This window comes from Lysobacter sp. Hz25, assembly GCF_046097045.1.
Classification (GTDB): domain Bacteria; phylum Pseudomonadota; class Gammaproteobacteria; order Xanthomonadales; family Xanthomonadaceae; genus Lysobacter; species Lysobacter antibioticus_B.
In genome coordinates this window covers 2,436,631-2,451,175 of record NZ_CP175666.1, presented here as the reverse complement: position 1 = coordinate 2,451,175, position 14,545 = coordinate 2,436,631, and the positions used below count along the sequence as shown (strand labels likewise).

At 69.4% G+C, this 14,545-nt stretch carries 2 protein-coding genes; both read right to left on the bottom strand.

Annotated elements, in window-relative coordinates:
• Positions 1-3 precede the first annotated feature (3 nt).
• Positions 4-771 carry a thioesterase II family protein gene (locus tag ACKN61_RS10230; RefSeq protein WP_408953368.1) on the bottom strand — a complete coding sequence of 256 codons (768 nt, stop codon included), beginning with the start codon at positions 769-771 and terminating at the stop codon, positions 4-6.
• Positions 768-14,459 carry an amino acid adenylation domain-containing protein gene (locus tag ACKN61_RS10225; protein WP_408953367.1) on the bottom strand — a complete coding sequence of 4,564 codons (13,692 nt, stop codon included), beginning with the start codon at positions 14,457-14,459 and terminating at the stop codon, positions 768-770. The genes ACKN61_RS10230 and ACKN61_RS10225 overlap by 4 nt, the downstream gene beginning before the upstream one ends.
• Between the last annotated feature and the right edge of the window lie 86 nt (positions 14,460-14,545).

Here is a 14,545-nt window from a genome sequence, read left to right as displayed (position 1 = left end):
CGGCTATACGCACAAACTTGCGGTCAGTTCCGCGTTGAGTTGCTCCAGCACCGCGGCGCGCTGGCTGTTGACGAAAAAGTGGCCGCCGTCGAACCAGGTCACCTGGCAGGCGCCCGAGGTTTCTTTGTGCCAGCCGTCGACCTGGCCGGGCTCCTTGTTCAGATCCTCGCGCCCGGCGAACACGCTGATCGGCATCGGCAACAGCGGGCCGTGGCGATAGCGATAGTTCTCGGCGATGGCAAAATCGGCGCGGATCGCCGGCAGCAGCAGTTCCATCAGCTCTCGGCTTTCCAGCACTTCCGGCGGCGTGCCCTCGTACTCGCGCAGCACCTCGGTGAACTGCGCATCCGACAAGGTGTGCAGTTGCCGGGTCGGGCTGCGGAACTGCGGCGCATGGCAGCCGGACATGAACAAATGGCTCGGCGTGCTTAAGCCGTGCAGGCGCAGGTAACGGCTCAACTCGAACGCGACCAGGGCGCCGACGCTGTGGCCGAAGAACGCGCACGGCAGGTCGTCCATGCGCGAGATCACCGGCGCCACCGCCTGCAACAACCCCGGCAATGAACCGATCGGCTCCTCGGCGATGCGCGCGCTGCGCCCCGGCAACTGCACCGCGCAGACTTCGACGGCCGGGTCGAGCGCCTCCTGCCAGCGGAAGAAGTTGAAGGCGTTGCCGCCGGCGTAGGAAAAGCAGAACAGGCGCATGCGCCGGGTCGAAGACGGCGTGCGGATCAACCACGGCGTGGTCTGCAAGGAAAGCGACGAACTCATGTCAGGGTCTCGGCGAGGGCGCGCTCGGCATCGGCGCCGATGCGGGAAGTGCGCGTGGACGAGGGATGGGCGAGGAACTCGGCGATGGCCGCGGCGATGCGCTGCGCGTGCGGCTCGGCGAGCATGGCGTAGTGGCCGGCATCGACCGCGGTCGCCTCGAAGCCGCCGCTGATCGCTTCGATGCCTTCGGCGACGCGGTCCGACGAATCGGCGCGGAAGGCCTGCACCGGCGCGTCGATGCGGCCGGCTTTATAGCCCGACAACAGTTGCAGATGCGCACGGGTCACCGGCCACTGCGCCTGCAGATGGGCGAAGGCCGCGGCATCGGCATCGCGCCAGCCCAGGCGCTGCAACAACGACTCGACTTGTTCGAAGCGCTGCGCCGACAGCACCTCGATGGCCAGCCCGTCGAACTCGACCGACCTCGGCCAGGCCAGACCGCGCCCTTGCAACTCGGCGCGCAGGGCGACCTCGGCCGCACGCATCGGGTCCTTGTCGAGACCGGCGATGGGCAGATGGGTATCGAGCAGGCCGAGATATTCGACCCGCTCGCCGGCGGCGAGCAACTGCTGGGCGATCGTCGCCGCGAGAATGCCGCCGCTCGACCAACCGAGCAGGCGATACGGACCCTGCGGCTGCACAGTGCGGATGGCCTCGACCTGGGCCTGGGCCATCGCCTGCAATGAAGCCGGGCGCTGCGGCAGGCCCGCGGCTTCCGGCGATTGCAGTCCGTAGACCGGCCCGAGTACCGCCAAGCGCGCGGCCAGGGCGGCATAGAACGAAACCTGGCCTCCGACCGGATGCACGCAGAACATCGGCCGGCCCGTCGCCGCCGCTTGCAGCGGCACGCACAGCGAGGCCGGGCGCACGTCTTGCTCGTCGATCGCCGCCGCCAAGGCCGCCAAGGTCGGCGCCGAGAAGGTCGCCGACAGCGGCACGGCCACGCCGAGGCGCGCACGCAGTTCGTGCACCACCCGGATCGCCAGCAGCGAATGGCCGCCGAGTTCGAAGAAGCGGTCGTGCCGCCCCACCCGCTCGACGCCGAGCAATTGCGACCAGACTTCGGCGATGACCGCTTCGGTCGCACCCTGCGGCTCAACGTAGGCGTGCTGGACCCGCGCCGCGCCATCCGGCGCCGGCAAGGCGGCGCGGTCGAGTTTACCGTTGGCGGTCAGCGGCCAGCGCGGCAGCACCACGAACGCCGTCGGCAGCATGTGTTCGGCGAGCGAACGCGCCAGCCGCTCGCGCAACGCCGCCGCACTCGGTGCGGCATCGCCGCGCGCCAGCAGATAAGCCACCAGACGCTGGTCGCCGGCCTGGTCTTCGCGTGCGACCACCACCGCCTCGCGCACACCGTCGCATTCGCCCAGACGGGCCTCGATCTCGCCGAGTTCGATGCGGTGGCCGCGGATCTTGACCTGGAAATCGTTGCGACCCAGGTATTCGATGCGGCCGTCCTCGAGCCAGCGTCCGAGGTCGCCGGTGCGGTACATGCGCGCACCCTCCGCGTCCGCGAACGGGTCGGTGAGGAAACGCTCGTCGGTGAGCTCGGCCCGATGCAGGTAGCCGCGGGCCACGCCGGCGCCGCCGATGTGGATCTCGCCGGTCACCCCGACCGGCACCGGCTGGCGTTCGCCGTCGAGGATGTAGAGCTGGGTGTTGGCGATCGGCGTGCCGATATGCGGGCCAACGCCGGCGCGGATCGGCGCCAGGGTGGCGTCGACCGTGCACTCGGTCGGGCCGTAGACGTTGAAGCAGCGCAGCGACGAGGCCGCGGCCGCATCCCAGGCGCGCGCCGACAGCGCTTCGCCGCCGATCAACACCATGCGCAGATCGGTGCCGTCGCGCCGCAGCAGGCCGCGTTCGATCAACAACTCGAACTGGGCCGGCGTGCAGTCGAAGGCCTGGATGCGCTCGCGCACCAGGAAATCCAACATCGCTTCGGCATCGGCGCGAACCTCGGCCGGCACCAGCACCACGCTGCGGCCGGACAGCAACTGGGTCAGCGCCTGCAGCGAGGCATCGAAGGACAGGCCGGCGTTGAGCGCAACCCGGGCACCGGGCGCGCAATGGACAAAGGCCTCGCGTTCCAGCGCGGCCCACAGATTGAGCACGTTGCGGTGCTCGACCATCACCCCCTTGGGCCGTCCGGTCGAACCGGAGGTGTAGATCGCATAGGCCAACTGCTGCGGGCCGATTGCGGTCAGCTCCGGATCGTGTTCGGGTTGTTCGGTCAGCGCCGCGTCGTCGAGCGCGATCACCGGCAGCGTGGTCGTGAGCGGCGATGCCGTGGACGTCGTCAACAAGGCCACCGGCGCGCTGTCGGCGAGCATGTAGTCCAGGCGCTCGCTCGGATAGGCCGGGTCCAGCGGCACGTAGCCGGCGCCGGCCTTGAGGATGCCGAGCACGCCGACGATGGTCTCGAGCTCGCGTTCGACCCGGATCGCGACGCGGTCGTCGGCACGCACGCCCAGCGCGATCAGGCGATGGGCGATGCGGTTGGCGCGGCGGTTGAGTTCGGCGTAGCTCAGGCTGCGTTCGCCGCAGACCAGGGCCTCGGCTTCGGGCGTGCGTTGTGTCTGCAACTCGAAGCCACGATGGATCGAGGCCGGCAGATCGAAGCTTGCCTCGGTGTCGTTGAAGCTACGCAGCACCTGCTCGCGCTGCGGCGCGCCCAGCAGCGGCAACGCGGCGATGGCGCAGCGCTCGTCGGCGGCCATCGCTTCGAGCAGCGACACCAGGCAGGCGGCGTAGCGTTCGGCGGTGGCGCGGTCGAACAGCGCGGTCGCATACGCCAGGCTGCCGGCGATGCCGTCGGCGCCGTCGGCCAAGGCCAGCGACAGGTCGAACTGGGTCGTCGTCAGCGGGCTGTCGATCGATTCCAGCGCCAACCCCGGCAGGCTCAGCGCGCCGCCGCCCGGGGTGTTGTTGAAGGCGAACATGGTCTGGAACAACGGCCCGTAGCTCAAGCTGCGCGCTGGCTGCACCGCCTCGACCACCTGCTCGAACGGCAGCTCCTGGTGGGCGTAGACATCGAGCATGGTCGCCTTCACCTGCGCCAACAGTTCGGCGACGCTGGCCCGGCCGTCGACGCCGATGCGCAGCGCCAGGGTGTTGACGAAGAAGCCGATCAGCGGCTCGATCTCGGTGCGCTGGCGATTGGCGACCGGACTGCCGATCACCACCTCGTCCTGCCCGCTCAAGCGCGACAACAGGCTCGCCCAACCCGCGAGCAAGGTCATGAACACGGTCGTGCCGTGACGCTGCGACAAGGCGCGCAAGGCCGCCGAAGCCTGCGACGATAGACGCAGCTCGACCCGATCGCCGGCATAGCTCTGCACCGGCGGGCGCGGACGGTCGCTCGGCAGTTCCAACAACGCCGGTGCGCCTTGCAAGTGCCCGCGCCAGAACTCGACTTGCTCGCGCAAAGTCTCGCCCTGCAGCCACTGGCGTTGCCAGAGGGCATAGTCGGCGTACTGGATCGGCAGCGGCGGCAGCGGATCGGTGCGGCCCTCGTGGCAGGCCGCATACAGCGCCGCCACTTCGCGCACCAACACGCCAATCGACCAACCGTCGGAGACGATGTGGTGCTGGGTGACCAGCAACACGTGCTCGTCTTCGCGCAGACGCAGCAGGCGGCCGCGGATCAACGGGCCGCGAGCGAGATCGAACGGCGCACGGGCCTCTTGCAAGCTCAAGCCGGCCAGCGCGTGTTCGCACGCTGTCTCGTCGAGTTCGCGCAGGTCGTGTTCGATCAGGGCGAAGCCGGCATCGGCCGCGGCGATCAGCTGCACCGGCTCGCCATCGACCTCGGCGAAACAAGTGCGCAGGTTTTCGTGACGGGCGACGACCCGGTCGAGCGCGGCCTTGAGCGCGTCGCGGTCCAAGCTGCCGCTCAAACGCAGCGCCGCCGGCATGTGATAGGCCGCGCCGGCGGCCGGATCGAGCTGATCCAGGAACCACAGGCGTTGCTGCGCCCACGACAGCGGCAACGGCCCGTTGCGGTCGGCCACTGCGATCGGCGCCAACGATTCGGCGGCGCGGTCGATGCGATCCAGGGCACGCGCCATGCCTTCGAGACTCGGCTGCGCGAACACTTCGCGCAGGGCGAACTCGAGGCCGAGGGTCGAACGCAGTCGGGTGACCAGTTGCAAGGCCAACAGCGAATGCCCGCCGAGCTCGAAGAACTGGTCGTGGCGGCCGACGCGTTCCAGGCCCAGCAGTTCGCACCAGATCTGCGCGAGCGCGGTCTCGACCTCGCCCTGCGGCGCTTCGAACTCGCGCCGGATCACCGCGTCGTCGCCCGGCGCCGGCAGCGCCTTGCGGTCGAGCTTGCCGTTCGGGGTCAGCGGCAAGGCCGCCAAGGTCACGAAGGCGCTCGGCAGCATGAACTCGGCCAGGCTGCGCGACAGCTGCTCACGCAGGCGCGCTGTCGACAGTTCGATTCCGTCCTGCGGCACCACGTAAGCGATCAAGCGCTTGTCGCCGCCCTCGCCTTCGCGCGCCACCACCACTGCTTCGCGCACGCCGTCGCAGGCGGCCAGCTTGGTCTCGATCTCGCCGAGCTCGATGCGGAAGCCGCGGATCTTGACCTGGAAATCGTTGCGGCCCAGGTATTCGATGGTGCCGTCGGCGCGCCAGCGACCGAGGTCGCCGGTCTTGTACATCCGCGCGGTTTTGTCCGCGACGAAAGGATCGTTGACGAAACGCTCGGCGGTCAGCTCGGGACGGTGCAGATAGCCGCGGGCCACGCCTTCGCCGCCGATATACAGCTCGCCGACCACCCCGACCGGTACCGGCTCCAGGTGCGCGTCGACGATATAGATGCGGGTGTTCGCCACCGGCTTGCCGATGTGCGAGGCGAAACCGTCGGCACGGTCCATCGCCACCCAGGTCGAGTACGTCGTGGTCTCGGTCGGGCCGTACAGGTTGGCGACCATCGCCACCTCGGTCCGGGCGAAGATCTGCTCGACCAAGGCGCGCTTGAGCGGCTCGCCGGCCAGGTTGACCGTGCGCACGGTCGCCGGCACCCCGCCGCTCTGCAGCAAGGCGTTGATGCCCGAGGGCACGGTGTTGATGAGGCTCAGCGGGCTGGCCGGATCGGTCGCGAGCACGTCGCGCACGACCGTGATCGTGGCACCGATGCTCAGCGGTGCGAACAACTCGTATACCGCCAGATCGAAGTTGATCGAGGTCGAGAACAGCGTGTCGCGCAGTTGTTCGGCGCTGAAGTTGGCGTTGGCCCAGGCGACGAAATTGGCCGCGTTCGCATGCTCGATCGCCACGCCCTTGGGCTGGCCGGTCGAACCGGAGGTGTAGATGACGTAGGCCAGATGACGCGCAGTCAGACCGTCGACGACCGGGTCGTGCTCGGGCTGATCGGCCAAGGCGGCATCGTCGGCGGATAACACCGACACCTCGACTTCGCCGAGCAAGCCGCTCAGCGACGTCTGACTCAACAGCGCCATCGGCGCGCTGTCGGCGAGCATATAAGCCAGACGATCGGGCGGGTAATTCGGGTCCAGCGGCACGTAGGCCGCACCGGCCTTGAGGATGCCGAGCACCCCGGCCACGAGCGACGGGCCACGTTCGAGACAGATCGCGACACGGTCGTCGGCGCGCACACCGAGCGCGAGCAGACGATGAGCGATGCGGTTGGCACGGCGATTCAGTTCGGCGTAGCTCAGGCGCTGGTCGCCGCAGACCACCGCGGTCGCGTCCGGCGTGGCCCGCACCTGCGCTTCGAACGGCTGATGCAACAAGCGCTCGCGCGGATAGTCGAAGCCGGTGTCGTTGAAGTCTTCCAGCACACGCTCGCGTTCGGCGACCGACAGCAGCGGCAGGCGAGCGACCGGGCACTGCGCATCGGCCACCATGGCTTCGAGCAGACTGACGAAATAGCCGGCATAGCGTTCGATGGTCTCGCGCTCGAACAGGTCGCTGGCGAAGGACAGATTGCCCTGCAGGCTGTCGCCGCTGTCGGCCAGGGCCAGTTCGAGATCGAAGTGGGCGGTATGCAGCGGACGGCCGATGCTTTCCAGCTCCAGCCCCGGCAACTGCAGCGCGCCGCCACCCGGGGTGTTGTTGAACGCGAACATGGTCTGGAACAGCGGGCTGTAGCTCAGGCTGCGCGCCGGCTGCACCGCTTCGACGACTTGCTCGAACGGCACGTCCTGGTGGGCGTAGGCGTCGAGCATGGTGCTGCGCACGCGGCCGAGCAGATCGGCGACGCTGGCCTGCCCGTCGACCTCGATGCGCAAGGCCAGGGTGTTGACGAAGAAACCGATCAGCGGTTCGATCTCGGCGCGCTGGCGGTTGGCGACCGGGCTGCCGACGACGATCTCGCCCTGCCCGCTCAAGCGCGACAACAGACTCGACCACGCCGCCAGCAAGGTCATGAACAAGGTCGCGCCGTGGCGCTGCGACAACTCGCGCAGATCGGCGGTCAGGCGCGGCGACAGGCTCAGGCCGACGCGGTCGCCGGCATAGCTCTGCAACGGCGGACGCGGCCGGTCGGTCGGCAGTTCCAGCAGCGCCGGCGCACCGTGCAGGTGCTCGCGCCAGAAACCGAGTTGTTGACGCAGGGTTTCGCCCTGCAGCCATTGCCGCTGCCACTGCGCGTAGTCGGCGTACTGGATCGGCAACGGCGGCAGCGGGTCGTCCTGGCCCTGGCTGAAGGCCGTGTACAGCGCGGTGACTTCCTTGACCAGCACGCCGAGCGACCAACCGTCGGAGACGATGTGGTGCTGGGTCAACAGCAGCACGTGTTCGTCCGCGGCCAGGCGCAGCAAACGCCCGCGGATCAGCGGACCGGCAGCGAGGTCGAACGGCGTGCGCGCTTCTTCGGCGCCGAGCTCGGCGACCGCGCGTTCGCGCGCATCGGCGTCGAGCTCGCGCAGATCGATCTCGACCAGGTCGAAGCCCCGATCGGCCGGCGCGATCGACTGCGATGCGGCGCCGTCGATTTCGACGAAACAAGTGCGCAGGTTTTCGTGGCGGGCGACGATGCGGTCGAGGGTCGCCTTCAACGCATCGCGGTCGAGACGGCCGCTGAGGCGCAAGGCGGTCGGCATGTGATAAGCCGCGCCCGCCGCCGGGTCGAGCCGGTCGAGGAACCACAGGCGTTGCTGCGCCCACGACAGCGGCAAGGCCGCGGCGCGATCGGCGCGCGGGATCGCCGCTTCGTCGGTGCGTTCGGCGCCGGACAGGGCCGACGCCATCGCCGCCAGGGTCGGCCTCGCGAACACCTCGCGCAGCGCCAGCGCAGCGCCCAGGCTCTCGCGCAGGCGCGTAGTCAGTTGCACGGCCAGCAGCGAGTGACCGCCGAGTTCGAAGAAATGATCGTGACGGCCGACCCGCTCCAGGCCGAGCAGTTCGCACCAGATCGCTGCGACCGCGGTTTCCGCCTCGCCCTGCGGCGCTTCGTACTCGCGCGCCGCCACCGCCGACGCATCCGGCGCCGGCAGCGCCTTGCGGTCGAGCTTGCCGTTCGCGGTCAGCGGCCACGCCGCCAGGCTCACGAACGCCGACGGCAGCATGTAATCGGCCAGGTGCTTGGCCAGGGCCTCGCGCAACGCTGCCGCCGACACTTCGGCGCCGTCGTCGGCGATCACATAGGCCACCAGGCGCTTGTCGCCGGGCTGGTCTTCGCGCGCCAGCACCACCGCTTCGCGCACGCCCGCGCAGTCGGTCAGGCGCGCTTCGATCTCGCCGAGTTCGATGCGGAAACCGCGGATCTTGACCTGGAAATCGTTGCGGCCGAGGAACTCGATGCTGCCGTCGGCCTGCCAGCGGCCGAGGTCGCCGGTGCGGTAAAGGCGTGCGCCCGGCTCATCGCCGAAGGGATCGGCGACGAAACGTTCGGCGCTGAGCTCATCGCGATTGAGATACCCGCGGGCCACGCCGGGGCCGCCGATGTAGAGCTCGCCGGCGACGCCGACCGGCACCGGCTCGCCGCGCGCATCGAGCAAGTACACGCGAGTGTTGGCGATCGGCTTGCCGATCGGGATGCTGCGCGCGCCCTCGGCGACCGCGGCGATCTCGAAGTTGGTGGCGAAGGTGGTGGTCTCGGTCGGGCCGTAGCCGTTGACCAGGCGCCGCGGCCGCTGGGCGCGGCCGAGCGCGCGCGCGACGCTGCGCGGGTCGAGCGCGTCGCCGCCGATCAGCAGATGGTTCAGGCCGGCGAAGGCCGGCGCCAAAGCATCGACGTATTCGTTGAACAGACCGACGGTGAGCCACAACGCAGTCACGCCGCCGTCGATCAGGGCCGCGGCGAAGCGTGCCGGTTCCAGCACGTCGGCGGCGGCGATGATTTCCAGGCGCGCACCGTTGAGCAAGGCGCCCCACAGCTCCCAGGTCGAGGCGTCGAAGGCCGGGTTCGCGCACAGACCGATGACATCGTCGACGCCGAACTGCGCGCATTCGTTGTTGACGACCAGGCGCAACACGTTGCGGTGTTCGACCATCACCCCCTTGGGCAGGCCGGTCGAACCGGAGGTGTAGATCACGTAGGCCAGATGACGCGGGCCGAGCCCAGCCACTTCGGGCGCGAGGTCGAGCGGCGACGGCGATTGCACATCGGCGATGCCGTCCATGGCCACGAAGGCGGCCTCGGCCTGTGCCAGCGCGGCCACCGACTCGCGCAAGGCGGCCGGCGCGAGCAGCACGCGCGGCGCGCTGTCGGCGAGCATGAAGGCCAGGCGTTCGTCGGGATGCTGCGGGTCCAGCGGCACGTAGCCGGCGCCGGCCTTGAGGATCGCGAGCAGGCCCACCACCAGTTCCAGGCCGCGTTCGGCGCAGATGGCGACGCGGTCGTCGGGTTGCACGCCGAGCGCGATCAGGCGGTGGGCGAGACGGTTGGCGCTACGATCCAGCTCGGCATAGGTCAGGCTGCGCCCCTGGAAACGCGCGGCGATCGCGGTCGGCCGCTCGGCCGCGCGTTGCTCGAACACGCCGTGGATGCAGCAGTCGTGCGGATACTCGGCGTCGGTGGCATTGAAACCGCGCAGCACCTGCTCGCGCTCGGCGGCACTGAGCAGCGGCAAAGCATCGACGCTGCGCGCATCGTCGCCGGCCATGCCTTCGAGCAAACGGACGAAATGCCCCGCATAGCGCTCGATGGTGGCGCGCTCGAACAGATCGGTGGCGAAAGCCAGGTTACCTTCGAGGGTGGCGCCGGCGTCGGTGACCGCCAGCTCGATGTCGAAGTGCGCGGTATGGCGGGTGCCGCCGACCGCTTCCAGGCTCAGCCCCGGCAGTTCCAGGGCGCCGCCGTCGGGGGTGTTGTTGAAGGCCAGCATGCTCTGGAACAGCGGGCTGTAGCTCAAGGTGCGCGCCGGCTGCACCGCTTCGACGACCTGCTCGAACGGCACGTCCTGGTGCGCATAGGCATCCAGGGTGGTGGCCTTGATCTGCGCCAGTAGCGCGGCCACGCTCGGCGCCGCGCTCAGGTCGACGCGCAGGGCCAGGGTGTTGACGAAGAAGCCGATCAGCGGCTCGACTTCGGCGCGCTGGCGGTTCGCGACCGGGCTGCCGATGACGACCTGGTCCTGCCCGCTCAGGCGCGACAGCAGCACCGACCACGCGGCCAGCAGGGTCATGAACAAGGTGGTGCCGTGGCGCTGCGACAAGGCGCGCAGCGACGCGGTCAGCGCCGGCGACAGGCTCAGCGCGACGCGGTCGCCGGCATAGCTCTGCAACGGCGGGCGCGGACGGTCGGCGGGCAGTTCCAGCAAGGCCGGTGCGCCGCGCAGATGCTCGCGCCAGAAATCCAACTGCGCCTGCAGGGTCTCGCCTTGCAGCCACTGCCGTTGCCACAGGGCGTAGTCGACGTACTGGATCGGCAGCGGCGGCAATGGATCCGAGCGGCCTTGATGGAACGCGGCGTACAGCGCGCTCACTTCGCGCACCAGCACGCCGAGCGACCAGCCGTCGGAGACGATGTGATGCTGGGTGACCAGCAGCACGTGCTCGTCCTCGGCCAGCCGCAGCAGACGGCCGCGGATCAGCGGGCCGACGGCGAGATCGAACGGCGCCTGCGCTTCCTGCGCGGCCAGTGCGGCAACCGCGGCGTCGCGCGCATCCGCGGCGACTCCGCTGAGGTCGTGTTCGATCAGGGCGAAGCCGACCTCGGCCGGTGCGATCACCTGCACCGGCGTACCGCCGCCATCGACGAAGCTCGTGCGCAGGTTTTCGTGACGGGCGACGATGCCGTCGAGGGTGCGCTTGAGCGCGCCGCGGTCGAGCGTGCCGCTCAGGCGCAACGCCGCCGGCATGTGATAGGCGGCGCTGGCGGCGCGGTCGAGCTGATCGAGGAACCACAAGCGTTGCTGGGCCCACGACAAGGGCAAGGGGCCGTTACGGTCGGCCACGGCGATGGCGCTGTCGTCGGCGCGACCGGCGCCGGCCAGTGCCGCGGCCATCGCAGCGAGGCTCGGATGAGCGAACACCTCGCGCAGCGCGAGTTCGACGCCGAGCGCTTCGCGCAGGCGCGTGACCAACTGCACCGCGAGCAGGGAATGGCCGCCGAGTTCGAAGAACTGGTCCTGGCGCCCGGCGCGCTCCAGGCCGAGCAGTTCGCACCAGACCCGGGCCACCGTCTGTTCCAGTTCGCCCTGCGGCGCTTCGTACTCGCGCAGCGCGAGCGCGGACTGGTCCGGCGCCGGCAGCGCGCGGCGGTCGAGCTTGCCGTTGGGCGACATCGGCCAGGCGTCCAGGCTGACGAACGCCGACGGCAGCATGTATTCGGCCAGATCCCGCGCCAGCGCGGCACGCAAGGTCGCCGCGGACACGTCGGCGCCCTGCTCCGCCAGCAGATACGCGACCAGACGCTTGCCGCCGGCCTGGTCGTCGCGCGCGGTCACCACCGCTTCGCGCACGCCGGCGCAAGCGCACAGACGCGCCTCGATTTCGCCGAGCTCGACCCGGAAGCCGCGGATCTTGACCTGGAAATCGTTGCGGCCGAGGTAGTCGACGGTGCCGTCGGGCAACCAGCGGCCGAGATCGCCGGTCTTGTACATGCGCGCATCGGCGTCGGCGACGAAGGGGTCGGCCAGGAAGCGCTCGGCGCTGAGTTCGGGGCGGCCGAGATAACCGCGCGCCAGGCAGGCGCCGCCGATATAAATCTCGCCGTTGACGCCGGGCGGCACCGGCTGGCGCTCGCCGTCGAGCAGGTAGATGCGCGCATTGGCGATCGGCGCGCCGATCGGCGGGGTCGCCGGCCACGTCATCGGGTCGCCCGCCAAAGTGTGGGCGGTGCAGACGTGGCTTTCGGTCGGGCCGTAATGATTGTGCAGCTCGCGTCCGGGGACGCGGGCGAAGAAACTGCGGATCGCCGGGTTGACGAACAACTGCTCGCCGGCGGTGACCACACGGGTCAGCGACGGCAGCGTTTCGCCGTTGCGCTCGGCCGCCGCGACCAGGCCCTGGAAGGCCACGAACGGCAGGAAGATCCGCTGCACCTCATGGCGCTTGATGAATTCGACCAGCGCGAACGGGTCCTGGCGGGTCGCTTCGCGCAACAGCATCAGGCAGCCACCGGAGGCCAGCGTATAGAACAGCTCCTGGAAGGCGACGTCGAAACCGAGCGCGGAGAACTGCAGCACCTTCTCGCCGGCGGCGCGACCGGCCTGGTCGCGGCACTGCCAATCGATCAGGTTGACCAGCGGCGCCTGCGGCATCGCCACGCCCTTGGGCTGGCCGGTCGAGCCCGAGGTGTAGATGACGTAGGCCAAATGGTCCGGGGTCAACCCGGCCACGAGCGGATCGTGCTCGGGCTCGGCGGCGAGTGCGGCATCGTCGAGGTCGATCAGCGGCACGCGAGAAGCGGCCAGGGCTGGCACCTCGGCGAGCAGACTGTGTTGGCTCAGCAGCGCCAGCGGTGCGCTGTCGCCCAGCATGTAGGCCAGGCGTTCGTCGGGATAGGCCGGATCGAGCGGCACGTAGCCGGCGCCGGCCTTGAGGATGCCGAGCACGCCGACCACCAACTCCGGCCCGCGCTCGGCGCAGATCGCGACGCGGTCGTCGGGTTTCACCCCGAGCGCGATCAAGCGATGCGCGACCCGGTTGGCGCGGCGGTTGAGTTCGGCGTAACCGAGGCGGCTCTCCTCGAACACCAACGCAGAGGCGTCCGGCGTGCGTTGCACCTGTTGCTCGAACAGCTGATGCAGCACACGCTGCGGCGGAAACTCGACCGCGCTGTCGTTGAAGCCTTCGAGCACGCGCTGGCGCTCGGCCGCCGCCATCAGCGGCAGGCGCGCGATCGGCTCGGCGCCTTCGGCGGCCAAACCTTCGAGCACGCTGACGAAGTAATCGGCATAACGCTCGATGGTGGCGTGATCGAACAGATCGCTGGCGTAACCGATGTTGCCCTCGACCGCGCCGTCGATCTCGCGCAGCCCCAGTTCCAGATCGAAATGCGCGGTGTAGCGCGAGGTGCCGAGCATTTCCAGGCTCAGGCCCGGCAGGCTCAATTCGCTGTTGCCCGGCGTGTTGTTGAACGCCAGCATGGTCTGGAACACCGGCCCGTAGCTCAGGCTGCGCGCCGGCTGCAGGGCCTCCACGACCTGCTCGAACGGCACGTCCTGGTGGGCATAGGCGCCGAGCGTGGCGGCCTTGACCTGGGCCAGCAAGGCGGCGACGTCGGGCTTGCCGCTGAAATCGATGCGCAAGGCGATGGTGTTGACGAAGAAGCCGATCAACGGCTCGACTTCGCTGCGGCGGCGGTTGGCCACCGGGCTGCCGATCACCACTTCGTCCTGGCCGCTCAAACGCGACAACAGGGTCGCCCACGCCGCCAGCAGGACCATGAACATGGTCGTGCCGTGACGCTGCGACAAGGCATGCAGGGACGCGGTCAGCTGCGGGGTCAGGCGCAGATCGACGCGGCCGCCGGCATAGCGCTGCACCGGCGGGCGCGGCCGGTCGCTCGGCAGTTCCAGCAAGGCCGGCGCGCCACCGAGGTGGCCGCGCCAGAAATCCAGTTGCCCCTGCAGGGCATCGCCCTGCAGCCATTGGCGCTGCCAGACCGCGTAGTCGGCGTACTGGATCGCCAGCGGCGGCAGCGGATCGGCCTGGCCCTGGCTGAAAGCGCTGTAGAGCGCGGTGACTTCGCGTACCAGCACGCCGATCGACCAACCGTCGGAGACGATGTGGTGCTGGGTCAGCAGCAACACGTGCTCGTCGTCGGCCAGACGCAGCAGACGGCCGCGGATCAAGGGGCCGGCGGCGAGGTCGAACGGCGCCCGCGCTTCGGTCGCACCGAGTTCGGCGATGGCGGTTTCGCGCGCGTCCGGCGCCAGCGCGCCGAGGTCTTGCTCGTCGAGAGCGAAGCCGCGCTCGGCCGAGCCGATGACCTGAGTCGGCACGCCGTCGACTTCGACGAAGCAGGTGCGCAGGTTCTCGTGGCGGGCGATCAGACGGTCGAGGGTGGCCTTGAGCGCGTCGCGATCCAGGCGCCCGCTCAGGCGCAGCGCGACCGGCATGTGGTAGGCGGCGCTGGCGGCCGGGTCGAGCCGATCGAGAAACCACAGGCGCTGCTGCGCCCACGACAGCGGCAGCGGCGCGCTGCGGTCGGCGAGCGGGATCGTCGTCGCGGCGAGGTCGTCGCCGCGCTGTTCGATGCGTTTCTTGAGCCGGTTGCGCAAAATCGCCTGTTTCAGCTCTTCCAGAGCCTGGTCCTGCTTATTCATCTACGGATTCCCTTTCCAGCAGCTTGCGCAATTCGTCTTCCGACATCGAATCCAACTCGTCCTGCATGTCGCCGAGCTCGTCGCCG